This is a genomic window from Parolsenella sp. LCP21S3_E11 (assembly GCF_052118165.1).
GTDB lineage: Bacteria > Actinomycetota > Coriobacteriia > Coriobacteriales > Atopobiaceae > Parolsenella.
Map to the genome: position 1 here is coordinate 561,585 of NZ_JBQKHS010000001.1, position 20,314 is coordinate 581,898.

The 20,314-nt window shown below is 63.6% G+C and carries 24 protein-coding genes, 3 tRNA genes and 1 other RNA gene; 23 read left to right on the plus strand and 5 right to left on the minus strand.

Annotated features, from left to right (window positions below):
• Position 1: 1 nt before the first annotated feature.
• The 9 genes from ACTQ1Z_RS02405 to ACTQ1Z_RS02445 all read left to right on the plus strand — a co-directional run bounded on the left by ACTQ1Z_RS02405 (position 2) and on the right by ACTQ1Z_RS02445 (position 5,617).
• On the plus strand, positions 2 to 1,117 hold the full coding sequence (locus ACTQ1Z_RS02405) for a sodium ion-translocating decarboxylase subunit beta (RefSeq protein WP_441858473.1): 1,116 nt from the start codon (positions 2 to 4) through the stop codon (positions 1,115 to 1,117).
• Positions 1,118 to 1,126: 9 nt separating this feature from the next.
• Entirely contained in the window at positions 1,127 to 1,294 is a 168-nt protein-coding gene (locus ACTQ1Z_RS02410; RefSeq protein ID WP_317286221.1) for an OadG-related small transporter subunit, read from the plus strand.
• Positions 1,287 to 2,717, plus strand: coding sequence for an oxaloacetate decarboxylase subunit alpha (locus ACTQ1Z_RS02415; RefSeq protein WP_441858475.1), 1,431 nt, complete (start codon positions 1,287 to 1,289; stop codon positions 2,715 to 2,717). The genes ACTQ1Z_RS02410 and ACTQ1Z_RS02415 overlap by 8 nt, the downstream gene beginning before the upstream one ends.
• Before the next feature lie 238 nt (positions 2,718 to 2,955).
• Complete coding sequence (locus ACTQ1Z_RS02420; RefSeq protein ID WP_441858477.1) at positions 2,956 to 3,498, plus strand: biotin transporter BioY; 543 nt, start codon at positions 2,956 to 2,958, stop codon at positions 3,496 to 3,498.
• A 212-nt stretch (positions 3,499 to 3,710) separates the two neighbouring features.
• A tRNA-Gln gene (locus ACTQ1Z_RS02425) sits at positions 3,711 to 3,784 on the plus strand.
• A 20-nt stretch (positions 3,785 to 3,804) separates the two neighbouring features.
• A tRNA-Glu gene (locus ACTQ1Z_RS02430) sits at positions 3,805 to 3,881 on the plus strand.
• Between the two features lie 35 nt (positions 3,882 to 3,916).
• A tRNA-Glu gene (locus tag ACTQ1Z_RS02435) sits at positions 3,917 to 3,993 on the plus strand.
• 221 nt (positions 3,994 to 4,214) lie between these two features.
• Complete coding sequence (locus ACTQ1Z_RS02440) at positions 4,215 to 4,889, plus strand: DivIVA domain-containing protein (protein ID WP_320678888.1); 675 nt, start codon at positions 4,215 to 4,217, stop codon at positions 4,887 to 4,889.
• A 77-nt stretch (positions 4,890 to 4,966) separates the two neighbouring features.
• Positions 4,967 to 5,617, plus strand: a complete 651-nt coding sequence (locus ACTQ1Z_RS02445) for a copper homeostasis protein CutC (RefSeq protein WP_441858479.1) — start codon at positions 4,967 to 4,969, stop codon at positions 5,615 to 5,617.
• A 142-nt stretch (positions 5,618 to 5,759) separates the two neighbouring features.
• Here ACTQ1Z_RS02445 and rnpB read toward each other — a convergent pair.
• Positions 5,760 to 6,121: RNase P RNA component class A (rnpB, locus tag ACTQ1Z_RS02450), an RNA gene on the minus strand.
• Positions 6,122 to 6,277: 156 nt separating this feature from the next.
• On the opposite strand from rnpB, the gene ACTQ1Z_RS02455 reads away from it, so the two are divergent.
• The 3 genes from ACTQ1Z_RS02455 to ACTQ1Z_RS02465 all read left to right on the plus strand — a co-directional run bounded on the left by ACTQ1Z_RS02455 (position 6,278) and on the right by ACTQ1Z_RS02465 (position 8,403).
• Positions 6,278 to 7,306 (plus strand): 3-deoxy-7-phosphoheptulonate synthase, encoded by a 1,029-nt coding sequence (locus tag ACTQ1Z_RS02455; protein WP_441858481.1) that lies wholly within the window; start codon positions 6,278 to 6,280, stop codon positions 7,304 to 7,306.
• A 144-nt stretch (positions 7,307 to 7,450) separates the two neighbouring features.
• Positions 7,451 to 7,705: an HPr family phosphocarrier protein gene (locus tag ACTQ1Z_RS02460; RefSeq protein ID WP_441858483.1), complete on the plus strand. Its 255-nt coding sequence runs from the start codon at positions 7,451 to 7,453 to the stop codon at positions 7,703 to 7,705.
• 74 nt (positions 7,706 to 7,779) lie between these two features.
• A complete protein-coding gene (locus ACTQ1Z_RS02465; protein WP_441858786.1) occupies positions 7,780 to 8,403 on the plus strand; it encodes an IMPACT family protein in 624 nt (207 codons plus the stop codon).
• Between the two features lie 68 nt (positions 8,404 to 8,471).
• On the opposite strand, the gene ACTQ1Z_RS02470 is transcribed toward ACTQ1Z_RS02465, so the two are convergent.
• On the minus strand, positions 8,472 to 9,092 hold the full coding sequence (locus ACTQ1Z_RS02470) for an HAD family hydrolase (protein WP_441858485.1): 621 nt from the start codon (positions 9,090 to 9,092) through the stop codon (positions 8,472 to 8,474).
• A gap of 249 nt (positions 9,093 to 9,341) precedes the next feature.
• On the opposite strand from ACTQ1Z_RS02470, the gene ACTQ1Z_RS02475 reads away from it, so the two are divergent.
• From ACTQ1Z_RS02475 to ACTQ1Z_RS02525, 11 genes are all read left to right on the plus strand, one after another.
• The gene (locus tag ACTQ1Z_RS02475; protein ID WP_441858487.1) at positions 9,342 to 10,394 is read left to right on the plus strand and encodes an anion permease; all 1,053 of its coding nucleotides are present in this window, start codon (positions 9,342 to 9,344) and stop codon (positions 10,392 to 10,394) included.
• 144 nt (positions 10,395 to 10,538) lie between these two features.
• Positions 10,539 to 11,162, plus strand: a complete 624-nt coding sequence (locus tag ACTQ1Z_RS02480; RefSeq protein ID WP_441858489.1) for a DUF47 domain-containing protein — start codon at positions 10,539 to 10,541, stop codon at positions 11,160 to 11,162.
• A gap of 8 nt (positions 11,163 to 11,170) precedes the next feature.
• Positions 11,171 to 12,037, plus strand: a complete 867-nt coding sequence (locus ACTQ1Z_RS02485) for an HAD family hydrolase (RefSeq protein ID WP_441858491.1) — start codon at positions 11,171 to 11,173, stop codon at positions 12,035 to 12,037.
• 92 nt (positions 12,038 to 12,129) lie between these two features.
• Positions 12,130 to 12,594, plus strand: a complete 465-nt coding sequence (locus tag ACTQ1Z_RS02490; protein ID WP_320679415.1) for a MarR family winged helix-turn-helix transcriptional regulator — start codon at positions 12,130 to 12,132, stop codon at positions 12,592 to 12,594.
• Between the two features lie 94 nt (positions 12,595 to 12,688).
• The gene (locus ACTQ1Z_RS02495; RefSeq protein ID WP_441858493.1) at positions 12,689 to 13,558 is read left to right on the plus strand and encodes a DegV family protein; all 870 of its coding nucleotides are present in this window, start codon (positions 12,689 to 12,691) and stop codon (positions 13,556 to 13,558) included.
• Between the two features lie 298 nt (positions 13,559 to 13,856).
• On the plus strand, positions 13,857 to 14,726 hold the full coding sequence (locus ACTQ1Z_RS02500) for a hypothetical protein (RefSeq protein ID WP_320679419.1): 870 nt from the start codon (positions 13,857 to 13,859) through the stop codon (positions 14,724 to 14,726).
• 501 nt (positions 14,727 to 15,227) lie between these two features.
• The gene (gene crcB / locus ACTQ1Z_RS02505; protein WP_343006075.1) at positions 15,228 to 15,614 is read left to right on the plus strand and encodes a fluoride efflux transporter CrcB; all 387 of its coding nucleotides are present in this window, start codon (positions 15,228 to 15,230) and stop codon (positions 15,612 to 15,614) included.
• A 103-nt stretch (positions 15,615 to 15,717) separates the two neighbouring features.
• Positions 15,718 to 16,458 (plus strand): YdcF family protein, encoded by a 741-nt coding sequence (locus tag ACTQ1Z_RS02510; protein WP_320679421.1) that lies wholly within the window; start codon positions 15,718 to 15,720, stop codon positions 16,456 to 16,458.
• 12 nt (positions 16,459 to 16,470) lie between these two features.
• On the plus strand, positions 16,471 to 17,304 hold the full coding sequence (locus tag ACTQ1Z_RS02515; protein ID WP_441858496.1) for a TIGR00730 family Rossman fold protein: 834 nt from the start codon (positions 16,471 to 16,473) through the stop codon (positions 17,302 to 17,304).
• A gap of 104 nt (positions 17,305 to 17,408) precedes the next feature.
• On the plus strand, positions 17,409 to 17,900 hold the full coding sequence (locus tag ACTQ1Z_RS02520; protein WP_320679424.1) for an S-ribosylhomocysteine lyase: 492 nt from the start codon (positions 17,409 to 17,411) through the stop codon (positions 17,898 to 17,900).
• Between the two features lie 18 nt (positions 17,901 to 17,918).
• The gene (locus ACTQ1Z_RS02525) at positions 17,919 to 18,425 is read left to right on the plus strand and encodes a DNA-deoxyinosine glycosylase (RefSeq protein ID WP_441858498.1); all 507 of its coding nucleotides are present in this window, start codon (positions 17,919 to 17,921) and stop codon (positions 18,423 to 18,425) included.
• Here the strand turns inward: ACTQ1Z_RS02525 and ACTQ1Z_RS02530 are convergent.
• The 3 genes from ACTQ1Z_RS02530 to ACTQ1Z_RS02540 all read right to left on the minus strand — a co-directional run bounded on the left by ACTQ1Z_RS02530 (position 18,422) and on the right by ACTQ1Z_RS02540 (position 20,201).
• Positions 18,422 to 18,700 carry a TIGR04076 family protein gene (locus ACTQ1Z_RS02530; protein ID WP_293834432.1) on the minus strand — a complete coding sequence of 93 codons (279 nt, stop codon included), beginning with the start codon at positions 18,698 to 18,700 and terminating at the stop codon, positions 18,422 to 18,424. The genes ACTQ1Z_RS02525 and ACTQ1Z_RS02530 overlap by 4 nt on opposite strands.
• Before the next feature lie 36 nt (positions 18,701 to 18,736).
• Positions 18,737 to 19,600: a PfkB family carbohydrate kinase gene (locus ACTQ1Z_RS02535; protein WP_441858500.1), complete on the minus strand. Its 864-nt coding sequence runs from the start codon at positions 19,598 to 19,600 to the stop codon at positions 18,737 to 18,739.
• Between the two features lie 61 nt (positions 19,601 to 19,661).
• Positions 19,662 to 20,201, minus strand: a complete 540-nt coding sequence (locus ACTQ1Z_RS02540; protein ID WP_320679432.1) for a cysteine hydrolase family protein — start codon at positions 20,199 to 20,201, stop codon at positions 19,662 to 19,664.
• Positions 20,202 to 20,314: the final 113 nt, after the last annotated feature.

A 20,314-nucleotide genomic window follows, 5' to 3' on the forward strand; every position in this document is an offset into this window, starting at 1 on the left:
CATGGAAACTCTGATCTATGGCGTCATGGGGATGGTCGCCGAGCCCGGCCGCATCGTCATGATGCTCATCGGCGGCGTCCTCATGTACCTCGGCATCAAGAAGGAGTACGAGCCCACACTGCTCGTGCCCATGGGCCTCGGCACCATCCTCGTGAACTTCCCCAACACCGGTGTGCTCGAGACGGCGGGCGAGGCGGGCCCCTTCCAGGTGCTCTTCGACGCTGGCATCGCCACGGAGCTTTTCCCGCTGCTGCTGTTCATCGGCATCGGCGCGATGATCGACTTCGGCCCGATCCTGCAGAACCCGTTCCTGCTGCTCTTTGGCGCGGCGGCCCAGTTCGGCATCTTCTTCACGACAATCCTCGCCGTGGTCCTGGGCTTCGACCTCGCGGACGCCGGCTCCATCGGCATCATCGCCGCGGCGGACGGACCCACCTCGATCTTCGTTGCCAATGTCCTCAACTCGAAGTACCTCGGCGCGATTATGGTCGCGGCCTACTCCTACATGGCGCTCGTGCCCATCATTCAACCGCCCGCGATTCGCGCCGTCACCACCAAGAAGGAGCGCCAGATCCGCATGACGTACCGCGCGGGCGAGGTCTCCCAGACGGCAAAGATCCTGTTCCCGGTCGTCATCACCGTTGTCGCTGGCCTCGTCGCTCCCGTGTCGCTCCCGCTCGTGGGCTTCCTTATGTTCGGTAACCTCCTGCGTGAGTGCGGCGTGCTCGACAACCTCTCGCTCGCCGCGCAGAACGAGCTCGTGAACATCATCTCGATCGTCCTTGGCCTCGCGGTCTCCGTGAAGATGGTCTACTCGGACTTCCTGCAGGTAGACACCCTGCTCGTCATCGCGCTTGGCCTGGTGGGCTTCGTGATGGACTCCGTTGGCGGCGTCATGTTCGCCAAGCTGATCAACCTTTTCCGCAAGGAGAAGGTCAACCCGATGATCGGTGCGGCGGGCATCTCCGCGTTCCCCATGTCTTCTCGCGTCATCCAGAAGATGGCCACCGAGGAGGACCCGCAGAACTTCATCCTCATGCAGGCGGCGGGCGCCAACGTCGCCGGCCAGATCGCTTCCGTCGTCGCGGGCGGCCTTCTGCTCGCGGTGCTGGGCTAGGGGGTTGCCATGCCTACCATCTTTGTCTCGGGCGTCAACTTCGAGGCGCTTAAGGCGTCGCTCGAGCTTCTCGTCCTCGGGTGGGGCGGCGACTTCCTCGTGCTGGGCATCATTGCCCTCGCCTCGCTCGCCCTCTGCCGTCTCTTCCCACCAAAGAGGGGAGGGAGCGATGACTAGCGACGTTGCCGCGAAGGCGCCTGCCCGCCACGTGGGCGTCTGCGAGACCATCCTGCGCGACGGCCAACAGAGCCAGATAGCCACGCGCATGCCCCTCTCGGACATGCTCCCCGTGCTCTCGGACATGGACCGCGCGGGCTATCACGCCCTCGAGGTCTGGGGAGGGGCCACCTTCGACTCCTGCCTGCGCTTCCTGAACGAGGACCCGTGGGAGCGCCTCCGCGCCATTCGCGAGGCAGCGCCCAACAGCCGCCTGCAGATGCTGCTCCGCGGGCAGAACCTCCTCGGCTACAAGAACTACGCGGACGACGTAGTCCGTGCCGTCGTGGCCAAGTCCGTCGAGAACGGCATCGACGTCGTGCGCGTGTTCGACGCCCTCAATGACGTGCGCAACCTGCGGACCTCGATCGAGGCCTGCCACGAAGCGGGCGGCGAGTGCCAGTGCGCCCTGTGTTACACCACGAGCCCCGTGCACACGGTGCCCTACTTCGTGGGTCTTGCCCGCGAGCTTGCCAAAATGGGTGCGAGCTCGCTGTGCATCAAGGACATGGCTGGCACCCTCACCCCGGCTGCGGCGTTCGAGCTCGTGAGCGGCATCAAAGCGGAGTGCGACCTCCCGCTCGAGGTGCATACGCACGCGACGGCCGGTATCGCCGAGATGACGCTGCTTAAGGCCGTCGAGGCTGGCGCGGATGTCATCGACACCTGCCTGAGCCCGCTTTCCGGCGGCACCAGCCAGCCCACGACGGAGTCCATGGCGATCGCGCTTGGCGAGCTTGGCTATGACTGCGGGCTCGACCTCGACGCGCTCGCGCCCGCGGTGGAGAGCCTTAACGGCGTGCGCAACCGCTTCCGCGCGGAGGGCAAGCTCAACCCCAAGGTCAAGGACACGAATCCCAAGGCCCTTGTCTATCAGGTCCCGGGCGGCATGCTCTCGAACCTCCTCTCCCAGCTGACCGAGCAGGGGCTCGAGAGCCGCTACGAGGATGTCCTGGCGGAGGTTCCCCGCGTGAGGGCAGACCTCGGCTATCCGCCGCTCGTGACGCCCCTCTCGCAGATGGTGGGCACGCAGGCCCTCATGAACGTCATCTCCGGCGAGCGCTACAAGCTCGTGCCCACGGAGATTCGCGACTACGTGCTTGGCCGCTACGGGGCAGCGCCCGCCGCGATCGACCCCGACGTCGCTGCCAAGGTCCTCGCCGGCGCGCCCGAAGGCGCCGAGAAGATCACCTGCAGGCCCGCAGACCTCATCGAACCCGCGCTTCCGCGTCTGCGCGAGGAGATCTCGCAGTACGCGCGCTCCGAGGAGGACGTTCTCAGCTACGCGCTCTTCCCGAAGCAGGCGCGCGACTTCCTCGGCAGGAGGGAGGACCCGTTCTACGACGTCCCAGTCCAGACGGTTGACGTTACGGTCTCCGTCTAGGGCGGGCCGGAAGTCTGGCGCGCTTGGAGCTGCGCATGGCACGTCCGGCTTTTCGACGCTGCATCTGGCGCGTCCGGTGCCGCGCGTGGCATGTCCAGCGCGTCTGGAGCGTCCGGTGCGCTTGAACCGTGCTCGGCGCTCCGGGCACGGAGGACCCCACCGGCGGTATCATTTCCGAGCTAACGTTTGCCGGTCGACGTTGCGGCGTCGGCCGGCATTGCTATCAAGGGGGATACTCATGAATTCGAACCTCTCCACGCGGGAGATCACCTTCTCCGCCGCGTGCGTGGCCCTGCTCGCCGTCTCCGCGTGGGTGACGGTGCCGTTTGGGCCCGTGCCGTTCACGCTGCAGACGCTCGCGTTGGTGTTCGTGCTCGTCGCGATGCCCGGGCGCACGAGCATCCTTTCCGTGGGTATGTACGTGCTCCTTGGAGGTGCTGGCGTGCCGCTGTTCTCCGGCATGCGCGGGGGGCTCGGCGTTCTGTTTGGCCCGACGGGCGGCTTCATTCTGGGATTCTTGCTCGCGGCAGTTCTGGCTGCCGTGCTGCGCCGGCTGATGCCCACGGGCGGTGTCGTGCGCGACGTCGCGACGGCGCTGCTCGCGATCGCGTGTTCCCACGCGGTGGGCGTGTGCTGGCTCGCGACTGCGGGTGGCTATAGTCTCGCGGCTGCCTTCGCCGCGGGGTCTGCGCCGTTCATCGTGCTGGACGCGATTAAGGCTTGCGTGGGCGTGGGTCTCGCCAAGGCCGTGCGAGCCGCCGTCCCGAGCCTGGCCGCGTAGCGTGTCGTCGCTGGCGAGCCTGGGCGCGTAGCACGTCGCAGCTTGTGAGCCTGGGCGCGTAGTATGTCGCAGCTGACGTGTCTCTTACCTGCGGTTATGCATAACTTGTGAAGGCATACCCGCTCTCTCGAAGAAATTTGAAATTAGTTCTTGCGCATATGCCTTTGCTCCCGTATAGTTCTTCCTTGCGCGAAGGCGCTGCAGGCATTCAATGGGATGTCGTCTAATGGCAGGACAGCGGATTCTGGTTCCGTCAATGGGGGTTCGACTCCCTCCATCCCAGCCATCGCCTGCGTTGCACCACATGGCCCGTTCGTCTAGCGGTTCAGGATGCCGCCCTCTCAAGGCGGAGATCACCAGTTCGAATCTGGTACGGGCTACCATGTTTTACCCGGGGTACTCAGGCCCCTTCATATATGGCCCGTTCGTCTAGCGGTTCAGGACGCCGCCCTCTCAAGGCGGAGATCACCAGTTCGAATCTGGTACGGGCTACCAACTTTTGGCAGGTCAGAGATTCGTCTCTGGCCTGTTTTCGTTTCTGTCTTGGCGCTTCGCGCACTCTGCCGGTGCTTTGCCGCACATCGGTTATGTGCCTTTGCGTACCTGATAACCCCGTAGCTCTCGACCCGCTATAATTACTTGAAGCCTATGCAGATAGCGTGACCAATAGCGTGACCATGGGCGGCACGACGTCCAAGGAACGAAAGGGAATAAGAATGGCAATCACACCCGCAGAAATCGACCAGCTCACCTTCTCTCCCTCCAAGCACGGCTATGACACCGACGAGGTTGACAACTTCCTCGAGCGCCTTTCCGGCGAGGTCGACGCGATGCTCCAGAAGATCGCAGACCTCAAGGGTCGCCTGAACGCCTCTGAGCAGCAGCTTGCCGCCGCCCAGGCCCAGGTTGCCCAGCTCCAGAACCAGCAGGCCGCCGCTCCCGTCGCCGAGGCCCCGGCTGCCGCCCCCGTCGCCACCACCGCCTCCGAGAGCCAGATCTCCAAGGTTCTCATCGTCGCCCAGCAGTCCGCTGACCGTATGGTCGCCGAGGCCCGTGACAATGCCGAGAAGATTCGCAACGACGCTGACCAGAAGGCCCGCGAGGTCATCCGTCAGGCCCTCGCTGAGAAGCAGAGCGAGCTTGACGAGATGGATCGCCTGAAGGCCTCCCGTGAGGAGTTCCGCGACCAGTACAAGGCCCTCCTCCAGCACTTCATGGATGACGCTGACAACGCGTTCTCCAACCAGTTCACCACGTCCGCCCCGACTGGCTCCGCTGCCATCGCTGCTCCGGCTGCCCCGGCCGCGCCTGCTGCCGACGCGGATGCCACGCAGCTTGCCCAGCCGACTCAGCTGCCCATGTCCGGCGTTGACGTCGACGATCTGGACTAGTTCTTAGGTCGTTATCTTTGTTTGGGCGGGTCCCGTTTGGGGCCCGCCCTTTTCGTATGCGCGAGAGGAGAGACGAGATGCTACTCAAGGAGTTCTGCGCGGAGAACATGGAGCGCGTGCCTGCCGCCATCGATGCGGGGGCGATGAGGATCGAGCTCTGTGACAACCTCGCGTGCGGGGGCACGTCGCCCTCCGTGGGCGTCGTCCGTGCCGCCTCGCGCCTATGCCGCGAGCGCAGCGTCGCCCTCATGGCGATGGTTCGCCCGCGTGGGGGAGACTTCGCCTATAGCGCAGGCGAGCTCCAGATGATGGACGACGACATCGCCTCGCACGCGCGCTCTGGCGTTGACGGCGTCGTCTTTGGCTGCACGCGCGACGGCCACCTCGATATCCTCGCGACGGAACGCCTGCTCTCTACGGCGTGCGCCTGTGCGGAGAAGTCCCTGCAGGTCACCTTCCACATGGCGTTTGACGAGATTCTTCCGGAGGAGCAGCTCGGCGCCATCGACTGGCTCGCAGAGCACGGCGTTACGCGGATCCTCACGCACGGCGGCCCTGCTGGCACGCCGATCGAGGAGAACCTCCCGCGTCTGCGCGCCTATGTGGAGCGTGCCGCCGGTCGTATCGGCATCCTTCCCGGCGGCGGCATCACTTGGCAGAACTGCGAGGAGCTTGCCCGCGCCCTCGGTGTCTCCGAGGTACATGGTACGAAGATTGTCGAGCTCTAGGGACGGGCCTTCCTGCAGCGACCCGTGCCACGCGCTTCGGCAGTCGTGCGGACAGGCGCTCGCTTGGAACGTCGCGTAGACCAAAAGACCACGTAAAAAGAGGCGCTCCTCCGGATGGTCCGGGGGAGCGCCTTGGTCTTCAGTACGAGGCGGGCCTATGAGCCGGGTTCTGTCTAGGACGACCATTTATCTACGACCAACGTTGCCGTTGGCCTCTAGCGCGCAACCCGAGCGCGGTGCGGGCAACACCATGGCGCTCCTATTTGCGTTTGCTCCGGATGGGGCTTGCCAAGCCGCCGTGTTGCCACGACGCTGGTGGTCTCTTACACCACCGTTTCAGCTTTTCCCTTAACGGGCGAACCCGCCAGTGGGAGTCTTCTTTTCTGCGGCGCTTTCCGTCGGGTTACCCCGCCTGGCCGTTAGCCAGCATCCTGCCCTGTGGAGCCCGGACTTTCCTCATGACTTGCGATTGCTCGCAGGCCCCGCGGTCGTCTAGCCCACCTCGCGGAAGCGATTGTAGCACGTGCGGGCTTCCGGATTGCGAAGGCTTCCGGAAACACAAAGCTGGTATAGTGGCGGGCAAATTAACTCGCGTGTGGGGGCGCACGAGGCATAGCGAAGCCTTACCAGTGCCCGATTTGCGCATACAGGAGGTTAGCTATGTCGATGAATTTCAAGCGTCGCCTGCCCATCCCGCAGGAGATTCGCGAGGGTATGCCCCTCTCTCCCGAGCTCGCCGCCAAGAAGGTTGCCTTTGACGAGAAGGTCACCCGCGTCATCACCGGCGAGGACCCGCGCAAGCTCCTCGTCATCGGTCCGTGCTCCGCGGATCGCGAGGATTCCGTGCTTGAGTACGTGACGCGCCTGGCAAAACTCGCGGAGGACGTTGAGGATCGTCTCGTCATCGTCCCCCGCGTCTACACCGCAAAGCCCCGTACCAAAGGCACCGGCTACAAGGGCCTTCTCCACAGCCCCGACCCGGATGCCAAGGCTGACGTCCTCGAGGGCGTGAAGGCCATCCGCCACATGCACCTCGCGGTGGCGGAGGAGACCGGCTTCTTCACGGCTGACGAGATGCTCTACCCCTCCAACTACCAGTACCTCTTCGACCTTCTCGCCTACGTCGCCGTGGGTGCCCGCTCCGTCGAGAACCAGGAGCATCGCCTCGTCGCCTCCGGCGTCTCCGTGCCCGTTGGCATGAAGAACCCCACCGCCGGCTCGACCACGGTCATGCTCAACTCCATCTACGCCGCCCAGGCTCCGCAGGAGTTCATCTATCGCAACTGGGAGGTCACCACGCAGGGCAACCCGCTCGCCCATGCGGTTCTCCGCGGCTACATCGGCCTCGATGGCCGTAACTACCCCAACTACCACTACGAGCACCTCGAGCGCCTCGCCGAGCGCTACACGAGGGAGAACTACGACAACCCGGCCGTCATCGTCGACTGCAACCATGACAACTCTGGCAAGCGCCCGTTCGAACAGTTCCGCATCTGCAAGGAGGTGCTCGACTCCTGCCGACGCAGCGAGTCGATCCGCAACATCGTGCGCGGCTTCATGGTCGAGTCCTACCTCGAGGACGGCAACCAGCCCGTCGATGGTGGCGTTTACGGCAAGTCGATCACCGACCCGTGCATCGGCTGGGAGAAGACCGAGTACCTCGTGCGCGAGCTTGCCGAGAGGGCGTAACTGGGGATCGCTCGCCCCTAACTTATGCGCTTCTCTGATGCCGATATGCAAATTGGTCTATCCGCCAGCGAAATGTCGGGGATAAGCGGTCGATTAATCGCTACCATGTTGTGAAACCCAATCACAACGCCACGCAGGAGAGACATGGTCGAGCTTACCCATACCATTAAGGACCCGATGGGCCTTCACTCTCGCTCCGTGATGCTCATTGCCGGCGAGGCCGCGCGGTGGGAGAGCACCTACACCGTAAGCCACGCGGATCACTCCGCTGACGGCGAGGATGTGATTGGCCTCATGGGTCTGGGGGCCCACCTCGGCGACACCATCACCGTCAAGATCGACGGCCCGGACGAGGCGGATGCCTCTGAGTTCATGGCGCATCTCCTCCGGAGGCTCTAGTGGCGAAGGCCAAAGCCAAGACAAGGTCTGCTGATGCGACGTCGGGCGCCAACGCGGCCGGCGTCGCATCGTATCTGACGCCGGCAGTGGACGAGGTCTCGACGGCGGAGTTCGTTGACCGTAAGAGTCGCTTCATTGCGCACCTGACGCATGTCGAGAGCGAGGGCGAGGCTAACGCCTTCATCGAGAGCATTCGCCGCCAGCACTACGACGCTCGCCATAACGTTCCCGCTTGGATCCTGGCGGATGGCACGGAGCGCCAGAGTGATGACGGGGAGCCCCAGCGCACGAGCGGCATGCCTACGCTCGAGGTCCTTCGCGGGGCGGGCCTCAGGGATTGCTGCTGCGTGGTGACGCGCTACTTTGGCGGCACGCTCCTGGGCCCCGGCGGGCTTGTCCGCGCGTACACGACGGCGACGCAGCGCGCGGTCGAGGCGGCGCGCGAGGCCGGGCTTCTCGTGGAGAAGACGCTCGTGACCGTCGTTGAGCTGACGATTCCCTATGCCATGCACGATCGCGTGCGTGACCTCGCGGAGCGTTCCGGTGCGCATGACCGTGGATCCGAGTACGGGGCGGATGTAACCCTCACGCTGGCGTTTCGCGCGGGCGAGGAAGTGACGTTCGTGGATGCCATGCGCGAGATGGCCGCGGGCCAGGACCTCTGCCGCGTGAGCGAGCCGAGCTTCTCCGTGTTCTAGGGCGCGGCGTGGGCTCGAGTGCGTGCGCGGGTGCCCGCGTCGGTCGCCGGACGCGCGTTGCCGTCCAACTAGGCCTTACTGCCCTGCGAGAGCGTGGCGATCTGGTTCTCGAGCGCGTCGACGTCGCCAGTGAAGTGGTGCGTCCACATGCCGGTGACCCCAGCGCCCCTGCAGTTGTCAAGGTTGTCGTCGACGAAGAGGCACTCCTCGGGCGCGAGGTCGTAGCGGTCGCACAGGACGCGGAAAATCGCGGGGTCGGGCTTCATGAGGCGCTCCTCCGCGGAGACGACCACGCCGTCGATGACCGGGCGTGCAGGCGCGTGATCGAGTTGCTCGAAGATCCTGTCCGAGGCGTTGGAGAGCACGTAGACGCCAAAGCCCGCGGCGTGCAGGCGGCGCGCGAGGTCGTTCGTCCCCTCGAGGGGGCGCGAGAGCTCCGGCCAGTGGTCGAAGCAGCTATAGAGGTTGGGGAGGAGCCGCTCTGGGATGTGGGCCTCCGCCACACGCAGCATCGTGGCGTGGTCGATGGTGCCCGAGTCGAGCAGCGCCCACTCCGTACGGCCGAAAAGCGCAGCGTAGAGCATGTCTGCGTCCTTCTCGTCCTCCGTGAAGGCGCTTGCGAACTCATGGCCGTCGAAGGTCATGAGGACGTTTCCCATGTCGAAGATAACGTTCCTGAGCAATGCCATGCGGACCCCGTTCTCAAGGGAATTGTGGCTGCAATTGTGCGCCATGCGCCTCGCTGGGCCTCGCGTAGCACCCGCCCTCGCGCCCGATTTCAGCGATGCTCCACGTTCCGCCCGCCGAACCTGCCAACTATTTTCAGCGATGCTCTACGTTCCACCCGCCGAACTAGTCAACTTTTGTAAGGCATACGTAAGCGAATCTCCCGTCTTTGGTGCACAATAGCGTGTATGTCTGTCTAGAAGGGGGATAGCTTGGACGTCTCGTTCGCGCACTTCATGGGGCAGGTTCTCACGAGCCCGCCCCTTGCGCTCACTACGCTTCTCACGCTCGGCGTCATTTTCGTCAACGGCTGGACTGACGCTCCCAACGCGATCGCCACGTGCGTCACCACGCGCTGCATGCGCGTGAAGCCCGCCATCATCATGAGCGCACTGCTCAACTTCCTCGGTGTCCTCGTGATGACGAAGATCAACGCGAGCGTCGCCTCGACTATCTCCAACATGGTCGACTTCGGCGGCAACACGGAAGCCGCGCTCATCGCGTTGTGCGCCGCGCTCTTCTCGATTGTCGTATACAGCGTGGGCGCCTCGGTGTTCGGCATCCCCACGTCTGAGAGCCACAGCCTCATCGCCGGCCTCACCGGTGCTGCTATCGCCATCCAGGGCGGCCTCGACGGCGTGAACGGCGAGGAGTGGATCAAGGTCATCTACGGCCTCGTCATGAGCCTGCTCTTCGGGTTTGCGATCGGCTGGCTCGTCTGCAAGCTCGTGACCATCGTCTTTGCCAAGGCAGACCGCCGCAAGACTGATGGCTTCTTCCGCTACGCCCAGATCTTCGGCGCGGCCGCCATGAGCTTCATGCACGGCGCCCAGGACGGCCAGAAGTTTATCGGCGTGCTCTTCCTAGGCGTGGCGTTCTGCGGCGGTCAGTCGAGCGTCGAGGGCGTCGTCATCCCCGTGTGGCTCATGATGCTCTGCTCGATCACAATGGGCATCGGCACGAGCGTCGGCGGCGAGCCCATCATCAAGAGCGTGGGCATGGACATGGTCAAGCTCGAGAAGTACCAGGGCTTTGCCGCGGACCTAGCGAGCTCGCTGTGCCTGCTCATCATGACCGAGCTCGGCATTCCCGTCTCCACCACCCACACCAAGACGAGCGCGATCATGGGCGTCGGTGCCGTGAAGCGCCTCTCCGCCATCAACTTTGGCGTCGTGAAGGACATGATGCTGACCTGGGTCTTCACGTTCCCGGGCTGTGGGCTCATCAGCTTCGCCATGGCCAAGCTGTTCATGTTCCTGTTCTAGGCGGCATTTGCCAAGGCGGCAGACCGTCGCCCCTGCCGGCGGGCCCGTCGCTACTCCGCGGGCGCCGCGGCTCGCACGTCAGGTATCGTCTCCGGCGTTGTCGCCGGTAGCTCACCCCAACGTCCCCAATCGAGAGGAACCGACATGGCTCGTAAGAGCGACTCCTTCTACTTCGACAACTACAACTCCTGCGCTGACAACATCTGCAAGGCCGCGCACCTGCTCGAGGGCATCATGCGCGACTACAATCCCGCGAAGCTCGAGAAGTACATGGACGAGATGCACGAGATCGAGCAGTCCTCCGATGACCTCCGCCACGGCATGATGGACACCCTCCTCAGGGCCTTCATCACCCCGATCGAGCGTGAGGACCTTGCAAAGCTCAGCTCCAGCCTTGACGATGTCACGGACTACATCGAGGGCGTCCTCCATCGCCTTTACTACGACAACATCCAGGAACTCACGCCCGGCGCGCTCGAGATGGTGACGATGCTCGTGAAGGCGGCCGAGGAGGTTCGCAACATGATCGCCGAGCTTCCCAACTTCAAGAAGCCGGAGTCGCTCCACGAGCACGTCGTCTCGATCAACACCCTCGAGTCCGTGGGCGACGAGATCTTCCTCCGCATCATGCGCGAGCTCCACATGACCGAGACGGACCCCCTCCGCGTCCTCGGCATGCGCGAGATCTACACCGTCCTCGAGAGCTGCCTCGACGCGTGCGAGCGTGTTGCTGACGGCGTCGAGGGCATCATCATGCAGAACAACTAGGTGCTGTCTTGATTCGCCTGTTCGCATCAGACCTTGACGGGACGCTGCTGGGCGCCACGCATTCCGTGACGCGCCCGGTGGCGGCCTCGATCCGTCGCGTGGTCGAAGCGGGTGCGCGCTTCGCCATCGCCACGGGGCGGACCTTTCGCCGCCCCGGCGACTTTGGCTTTGGGGACCTCCCGTGTGACGTCGTCTGCGCGAACGGCTCGATCGTCCTCTCGAGGGAGGGCGAGCTGCTGCGATTCGCCACGCTCGACCCGGCGTTTGTCGAGGAGGCGCTCGCGGCGTTTCCCGAGGCGCCGTTTCTGTGCATCGGCAGGCGTCACAGCTACGTCTGCACGTCTCGCGAGGCCTATGACGCGGAGTACGTCGCCCATGGCCTTGTGACGCGCGTTAAGGATTACGTCCGCCTGCGCGCCATGCACGCGCCCGGAATGCGCGCGGCGGACGAGATGCTCTACGATCAGACGCCCTCCGCCATCCTCGAGAACGAGATCTGCAAGATCAACTGCCGCACGACTGATTCGGGCCTGATCCGCGAACTCAATGCCTTCTTTGCGGAGCGCTCTGACAAGGTGGTCAACGCCCCCTTCAACCCGAGCATGTTCGAGGTGACGCGCGCGGGCGTTGACAAGGGCGAGGCGATCGCCTGGCTTGCGGCAAACTATGGCATCGGAGAGGACGAGGTCGCCGTCTACGGAGACGGCGGCAACGACATCGCCATGCTCGAGAGGTTTGCGCCCCTCGGGCATGCGTACGCGCCCCATGGCGCCTGTGATGACGCGAAGCGCGCTGCCAGCGAGGTCATTGGTTCGAACGTCCTCTACGCTGTGCCCAGGCACATGGTGCGAACGGTCCACGGCAGCGCGAAGTGAACCATGCCACATGCTGGAACCTTGTGTAGAGATGTTGAGCGGTAAACAAGCTCTGCTATGATGCACGGGACGGATCAGAAAGAGGGAGGCCGATGGCCGAGAAAAACACGGATGGCGAGCGTTTCCAGGAGTTCGTTCGCCTTATCTCCTCGACGGAAAAGGAGATTCAGCGCATCCGTGCGGTGGAGTGCGAGCGCCTGGGCCTTCGTGGCGCGGACCTCATGTGCCTTTACTATCTCGGCCGCTCCTCCACGGGCATGACGGCGGCAGAGCTTGCTCGCACGGCCGGCGTCACTCGCGCCGCCGTGTGCCGTACGATTGCGAGCCTCAGCGAGGCTAAGCTCGTCGAGGTCAAGGATGACCCAGAGTCGACCACACGCCGCTATCGCGCCGAGATCTGCCTCACGCAGGCTGGCCGTGAGCTCATGGGTCGCGTCGATCAGGCGATTTCGCGCGTCATGTCGAGGGTCGACTCGGCGCTCGACGGCCGCTCGCGCGTTCGCCTGTACGACTCCCTCGAATCCGTCCTTGAGTGTCTTCACGGCATCGGCCGTTAGCGCTCAGGCGTCCATCGAAGCGTTGCGATGGGTCACGAGGCCTCTATTCTTGTGGGCCTTGCCTTCGCACGCGTGAAAAGGAAGAGGATTCACCATGGCCGTTCGCATCATCACGGACTCCGCGTCTGATATAACCCCGGAAGACATCGAGGCCGCCGGAAGCCCGGCGCTCACTGTCCTGCCCCTGAGCATCACCTTTGGCTCGGATACTTATGCCGACAGCGTTGACCTCACGCACAAGCGCTTCTACGAGCTCCTCGTCGAGTGCGATGACCTGCCGAAGACCGGCCAGGTGAACCCGTATGCCTTCGAGGGCGCCATTCGCGAGGCACGCGAGGCGGGGGAGGATGCCGTTGTTATCACGGTCTCCGGAAAGCTCTCCGGCACGTATGAGAGTGCCGTTTCCGCTGCGTCTGGCTTTGATGGCGGCGTCTACGTCGTTGACAGCCGCAACGTTTGCGTGGGTGAGCGCGTCCTCGTCGATTATGCCTTGCGCCTCGTGAGGGAGGGCCTTACCGCGGCGGACATCGCCACCGCCCTCGAGCAGGTGCGCGACGACATCTTCGTCGTGGGCCTGCTTGACACGCTCGAGTATCTCCGTCGTGGCGGGCGCGTGCCTGCCGCCGCCGCTGCCGTGGGTCAGCTGCTCTCCATCAAGCCGGTCATCTCCGTCGAGGATGGCGAGGTCGTCGTGCTGGGTAAGGCGCGTGGCTCCAAGAACGGGCGCAACCTCCTGACCCAGCAGATCGAGAAGTCCGGTGGCATTGACTTCTCGATGCCGATTGCGCTTGGCTACGCCGGTCTCGACGATGTCCTGCTCAGGAAGTACATCGAGGACTCCCGTGGCATCTGGGAGGCCAACGTGTGCGCCGATGACCTGCCCGTTCACTCCGTGGGAGCGACGATTGGCACCCACGTCGGCCCCGGTGCGATCGCGTTGGCGTTCTTCAAGAAGAGCGCTTAAGCTGCCACACTTTGTCCGGTTGGGCTCGCAATCCGGGGCTGCGCTAGCCGTTGGGCTGTGCTTGCTGCCGGACTGCGGCGCCGCCCAGGCGCTCGCCGGCGGACCGCCGGTCCGCGGCAGTGCCAGGCGTTCGTCGCCACCCACCAGAGAATGACTCGCGAGGGCGGTCATTTGCGAGGTTGCTCTGCGTTCGTTCGGGTACACTTCTCTACGCAACAATTTCGTAACAGAGAATCCTGCCACGCAACGTGCGCCGCCGAGGCTGCGCGGGCGCCGTGCGCAGGCCGGGAGGGCACGCATGGCAAAGAACAAGTACGACATCAGGACCCAAGACTATAAGACCCAGCGTACGATGGCGAAGACGTTCGCCTACATGCTCATTGGCTGGGGTACCCTCCTGGTCATTACCGGCTGCCTCTACGTGTATGGCGCGATTACGACCCCAGGTTCAAATAGCTCCAATATGGCGGCCATCGCCGGCGCGTCCTTCGCCCTTATCGGCATCGTGCTCATCGTCCTTGGCGCGCGCAACATCGTCGCGACCAAAGCCAAGAACAAGGAGGGCGAGAAGTCCGAGACTAAGGCCTTCACTGCTGTTACCGGCGCCGTTCGCAAGCTGCACTTCCAGGGCGCCGCTGCCGACGTCTTCGATTCCGAGATGAATATCGTCGACGGGTCTGGCAACACCGTGTTCGAGATTAGCGGCAGGACGGGCGCCTTCGGGCCCAAGGCCGAGATTCGCGCGGCGGGCGGCTCCGTCCTCGGCACGGTTCGCGGCCAGGTCATCTCGACCAGCCACGTCTATGACATCAAGCTTTCTAACGGCCACTCTGTTCGCCTTGTCCGCGATCTGCTGAAGACTCCCCACACCATCGCGGTTGGTGAGACGGACTGGAAGATCAAGGGCGATGATCTCCTCAACTTTGACTTCAAGCTTCGCGATTCCAAGGGCACGCTCGCTCTGTCCGGCTGCCGCCGTGCCGATTCCCACAACATCGAGATTAGCGATACCGCCCATGATGACCTCTGTGTTGCCATCGCTGTCGTGATGCTCCACATCAGTCAGCAGCACCACATCGAGGTGCTCGAAAGCGAGCGCATCGCCAACGAGAACCCGATGGGCCCGTCGATTCTCGACGAGCTGATTGGCGGCAACAACAGAAGCTAAGTGCCTGTGGCTTGCACGTTCTGGGCCGGCAAGGTTCTGCTAATGCGAGCGCCCGCTTCTGAACCGGCGCGGTTCGGCTAGCACGAACGCTTGCGAATGCCCGCTTCTGGGCTGGCGAGGTTCGACTATTGCGACGACTTGGGAGGGTCCGGCATATGTCCGGGCCCTCCTTTTGTTCGAATCAATGTCTCGCTGCCTTGTTTTGCCGTTGGATTGACGCGGGAAAGTGCCGGAAAGTCCCTTAAATGCGAAAGTGAGCAGCCAAATGGCGCTCGTGCGAGTAGACGGTCGATTTGCGTTTGAAAACCCGCAGGTAGATCGATTGACGTTCTATGGGCTACTTTGGCAGGTTTGATTTGGCTGCTCACTTTCGGTATCCCTTCATTTCTCGGCGTATGCTGGAGCGCGTTGACGCGCGTTATTTGGGAGGGGTGTGGCTCGAGGTTGTATCCCGGCCCGTATCCTTGAGCGAATTGACGCGCATTTTTGGAAGGATTGATCATGCTTGATGCTCTTGCGGTGTTCGTTGGCGGAGGCGCTGGGTCTGTTGCACGATGGCTCATCTCGCTTGCGCCATTTGGGTCCACTGCGGATGCGGGGTTTCCCGTTGCCACCTTCGTCACGAACGTGATTGGCGCCTTTTGCATCGGCTTTATCGTTGGCCTCGCCGTTCCCGCTTCGCTTCCTCCCAAGACGACGCTTCTGCTCAAGACCGGATTCTGCGGCGGATTCACGACCTTCTCCACCTTCGCCCTTGAGGCATCGGGACTCTTCGAACGCGGCAACTGGTTTGTCGGCGGGGGATACGTGGTGCTCAGTCTCGTGCTTGGCGTCTTGGCCTGCTTTGCTGGTCAGCTCGTTGCCGGTGGACTGTGCCCGCGTGTTTAGGGGATATCGATTCGGCGGCTTGGGTATACGTTTTCTGTATCGCGTGCTGCCGGGCCGCTATCGCGCGAGCCTCGAGCTCCTCGGCTGATCGAAGGTGCGTGTTATGGCAATCATCCTCATAGCTGTTGGTGTCGTCAGCGTCGCCTATGGTGCCGCTATGGGCGTTTTGTATCCCGCTCGTGGGTTCTTCCTTGCGTGGATAGTCGTGGGCGCGGCGCTTCTTGCTGCAGGATGGGCGCATCGAACAGGTGCCTGGCAAGCGCTCCCCGTATGGACCCGCCGGATTGCCGTTGCCGTGATGGCGCTGGTTGCGTGCGGTGTTTTTGCAGGTTGCGCGCTCATCATGCGCGCGGCTTTCTCGACTCCGCCGACGAACCTAGACTGCATCGTCGTCCTCGGGGCGAATCTCAATGCGGATGGCTCTCCCAAGGAGACGCTTCGTTATCGCTTGGATGAGGCTGCGGCTTATCTGGAGCGGAACCCGGATACCGCTTGCATCGTCTCCGGCGGCCAGGGTCCTGACGAACCATGCAGCGAGTCGGAGGCGATGGCCCGCTACCTTGAGGCCGCGGGCGTAGATGCCTCGCGCATTCTGCTTGAGGACCGTTCGACCACCACGGCCGAGAACCTGCGCTTTTCCGCGGCGCTCCTCGATTCCCCGGACGCCTCCGTGGGCGTCGTCACGAATGACTTCCACGTGCTGCGCGCCACCCGCATCGCGCGTCGCCAGGGGCTGAGCAACGTCTATGGCATTTCAGCGCCCACAAACCCCCTCTACCTGCCGCAAGCCTGCGTTCGCGAGTGCGCGGCGCTTGCGAAGGACGCCATGGTCGGAAATCTCTAGTTGGAGGTTGCCATGAACGACAAGCATCTGGCCGAGGGTGCCAAGCTCGACGTTGCCCCTGGTCCTCGTCAGCCTGCTGTCGCGCCATTCGACGCGTCCCGACCCCCAGACGAGCCCTTCGATGTCACGTATCACAAGGGCCCGGTCATCCTTCGAGGAGACCTCATCCCCGAGCGAAGCACGACGGAGGAACTTCTCAACTCCGAGGATTCGACCGAGTGGCTCCACATGGATCCCTGGCGCGTTCTTCGCATCCAGTCCGAGTTTGTCGATGGCTTTGGCGCCTTGGCCGATCTCGGCCCCGCCATCTCCTGCTTTGGCTCGGCCCGCACCAAGCGCGATGATCCGATGTATGCCGCGGCGCGCCGCGCAGGAAGGCTTCTTGCCCAGCGTGGCTTCGCCGTCATCACAGGTGGCGGCCCCGGCATCATGGAGGCAGCAAACAGGGGAGCGGCGAGCGCGCGTGGCAAGTCTGTGGGCCTCGGCATCGAGCTGCCGCATGAGGAGGGTATGAACCGCTGGGTCAACCTCGGCATGACGTTCAGGTACTTCTTCGTTCGCAAGACCATGTTCGTCAAGTACTCGAGCGCCTCGATCGTGTTTCCGGGTGGATTCGGCACGCTCGACGAGGGCTTCGAGCTACTCACCCTCATCCAGACTCATAAGGTCAAGAGCATGCCGGTCGTCATGTTTGGCTCGGAGTACTGGCGCGGCCTCTTTGATTGGATCGAAGGCCCCGTGATGGATGAGGGCATGATCTCTCCGCTCGATCCTGAGCTCGTGAAAGTCACGGATGACGTGGACGAGGCGGTCGAAATCGTTACGTGCGGCCGCTCGCTCGTGTAAGCTGTGTCACTGAAACGTAGGATAATCGCCGGAACGCCGGAACGCCGGAACGCCGGAACGCCGGAACGCCGCCTGTCGAGGGCGGCGTGGGAAAGGACAGTCACATGGAGCGCATCGCGAGCTTCTCCGTCAACCATCTTCTGCTCGAGCCGGGCATCTACGTGAGCCGCATCGATCGTGACCCCGCGAGCGGTATGGCGGTCACCACGTTCGACCTGCGCCTCACCGCCCCCAATGACGAGCCCGTCATGAACACGGCGGAGTGCCACACCATCGAGCATTTGGGCGCGACCTTCCTGCGCAACCATGCCGAGTGGGCCCCGCGCGTCGTCTACTTTGGTCCGATGGGCTGTCGCACGGGCTTCTACCTCGTGATCTTTGGCGAGGTCTCCTCCGAGGAGATTCTGCCGCTCGTCCGTGAGATGTTCGAGTTCGTCCGCGACTTCGAGGGCGAGATCCCGGGTGCCAGGCCCGAGGAGTGCGGCAACTATCTCGACCAGAACCTCGGCATGGCCAAGTGGCTCGCCGCGCGCTACCTCGAGCGCGACCTCGACGGCATTGACGAGGCGCATCTCAACTACCCCACGGGTGAGTAGCCTGGGTTCGAGATAATCGTGGCTGATTACCAGCACATAGATCACGGCTTCGAGCCTGTCTATGACGAAAGCTCCCGAGTCCTTGTGCTCGGGAGCTTTCCTAGCGTGCTGTCGCGCGCGAATGACTTCTACTACGGCAACCCGCAGAACCGCTTCTGGCGCGTCATGGCCTCTTGTCTGGGTGAGCCCACGCCTACGTCCGTCGCCGAGAAGCGCGGGATGCTGCTTGCGCATGGCATCGCCCTCTGGGACGTCATCGCCAGCTGCGACATTCGTGGCTCGAGTGACGCGAGCATCAAGAACGTCGTGCCTGTCGACGTCGCGCGCGTCACGTCCGCGGCGCCCATCGAGGCCATCCTCTGCAACGGCGCGACGTCGGGGCGGCTTTACCATCGTTACCTCGAAGCCATAGCCGGCCGCGCCGCCATCGTGATGCCCTCGACCAGCCCGGCAAATGCCGCGTGGTCGCTCGATCGTCTCACAGTGCGTTGGGCAGAGGAGCTTGCGGCGCTCGGCGTTCGCTAGCGGCCTTCCTCCCGCTCGACGATACGAGCCTCGAACACGTTGATCGTGTCGACGTCAGGGCAGCAGAAGCGCGCGCATCCTGGCTCGTTGCCGGGAACGGAACCGCCGTAGCGCAAGATGTCCACATAGGGAAATGCGACGTGGGCGGCCATGGGGCAGAGCTTGCCGCGCTCGGTGTCGAAGTCCCAGGTGTCACCCGGCTTATGCCCGTGGTGGCAAGGGTGGGCGCCGATTCGCTCCGTAAGCGTTATCTGGATGCGGGGCCTGCGAGCCATGGGCTCCTCCTCGGGGTTGTTGGCGTGTGAGTGCTCCTAGGCGTGGCCGACCTCGGCAATGCGGTCGAGGTAAAGCTCGATGGGTATGCCCTTGAACTTGTCCTCGTTGTGCTCGCACCTGACGAGAAGGTCGCGAACGACGTCCATCGCTCGCCGGGTCGACGCGACGAACCCTGTGCCGCCGAGCATGTCGGCGATGAGGACGGCGGAGAAGATATCGCCCGTGCCGGGGAAGCGTACGGGCACCTCGTCATAGGGGAGAACCGTGAGCTCGCCGCCTGCGCCCTCGCTCACGAGTGTGGTGTGCTCGTCATCCACGGTGCAGCTCGTGACGACGACCTTGGCGGCGCCCAGCTCGTGCATCCCGGCGACAAGCTCCTCGGCCTCCGCGTGCGTCAGGCCCTTCGCCCCCGGAGCGGTTCTCTCGTTGAAGAGGCCCGTCAGGAAGGCCGCCTCGGTGAAGTTGGGCATGACGACGTCCGCGCTGCCGCACATCTCACGCATGAAGCCGACGGTCGCCTCGCTTACGCCGTTGTAGAGCTTGCCCTCGTCGCCCATGATCGGGTCGACGAAGACGGTGGCTCCCGTCTCGTGTCGCGCGTGGCAGAAGTCTGCGACGAGCTTCGTCTGCTCCTCGCTCACCAGAAAACCCGTCGCCACGGCGTCGAATTCAAAGCCGAGCTTCTCCCAGGCGTCGATGGCCCCGCGCATGTAGCCCGTGGTCTCGAGGATGTCGAAAGTGCCGTAGTCGAGCGTGTTGGAGACGAGCGCCGTGGGCAGGTTGAACACCTGATGGTGCGCGGAGGACAGGATGGGGATCATGGCGGCGAGGGCGACCTTGCCGTAGCCGGCCATATCGTTGACGAGCAGGATGCGCTTGGAATTGACGTTGTCTTCCATGGGGCTCCTTGGGTCTTGGGCTGTCATGCTTCGCCGTGGGGCGCTTGCGCGGAGTGGGCGATTACTCCTCGATGAGGTCGATCTGGCACATGCGCATGGTGGTGAGGGCCGCCTCGTGGGTCTCCGGCGTGACGCCAGCGCAGAGGCTTGGGTTGACACGGACGGGAACCTCGGGCATGAACGCCTTGATAAGCAGCGCGTTGCTCACGACGCAGATGTCCGTGCAGAGGCCGCAGAGCTCGACCGAGGCCACTCCGCCGCCATGGGCGTTCTTGTCGAGGAGCCAGGAGGCGAGTGCGGTGGAGCCAAAGGTACGCTTCTCGAAGACCCTCGCGTTGCGGGCGCGGCGGACGAGGTCGCAGACGGGGGTGAGCTTCCAACCCGGCGTCCCCTTGATGCAGTGGGGGACGGGGAGGTGCTTGCCCTCCTGGGTCTCGAGGTAGTCGTCGCGGTGGGTGTCATAGGTGAAGACGACAGTTCCCTCGAACGTGCGGGCGTGCTCTGCGACATCACTCACGATCGCCGCCGCCTCGGGCGTGCCGAGAGAGCCGTCCACGAAGTCATTCTGCATGTCGATGACGAGCAAGTAGTCGCGAGCCATTGCATCTCCTATCGGTGATGGTGTGGGGCGCATGCAAATGTGCACTTCCGGCTGTGCATTTAAACAAGGATAACGCAGACGAAACCTAAGGAAAGAGTGGGCGAGGGACGCAT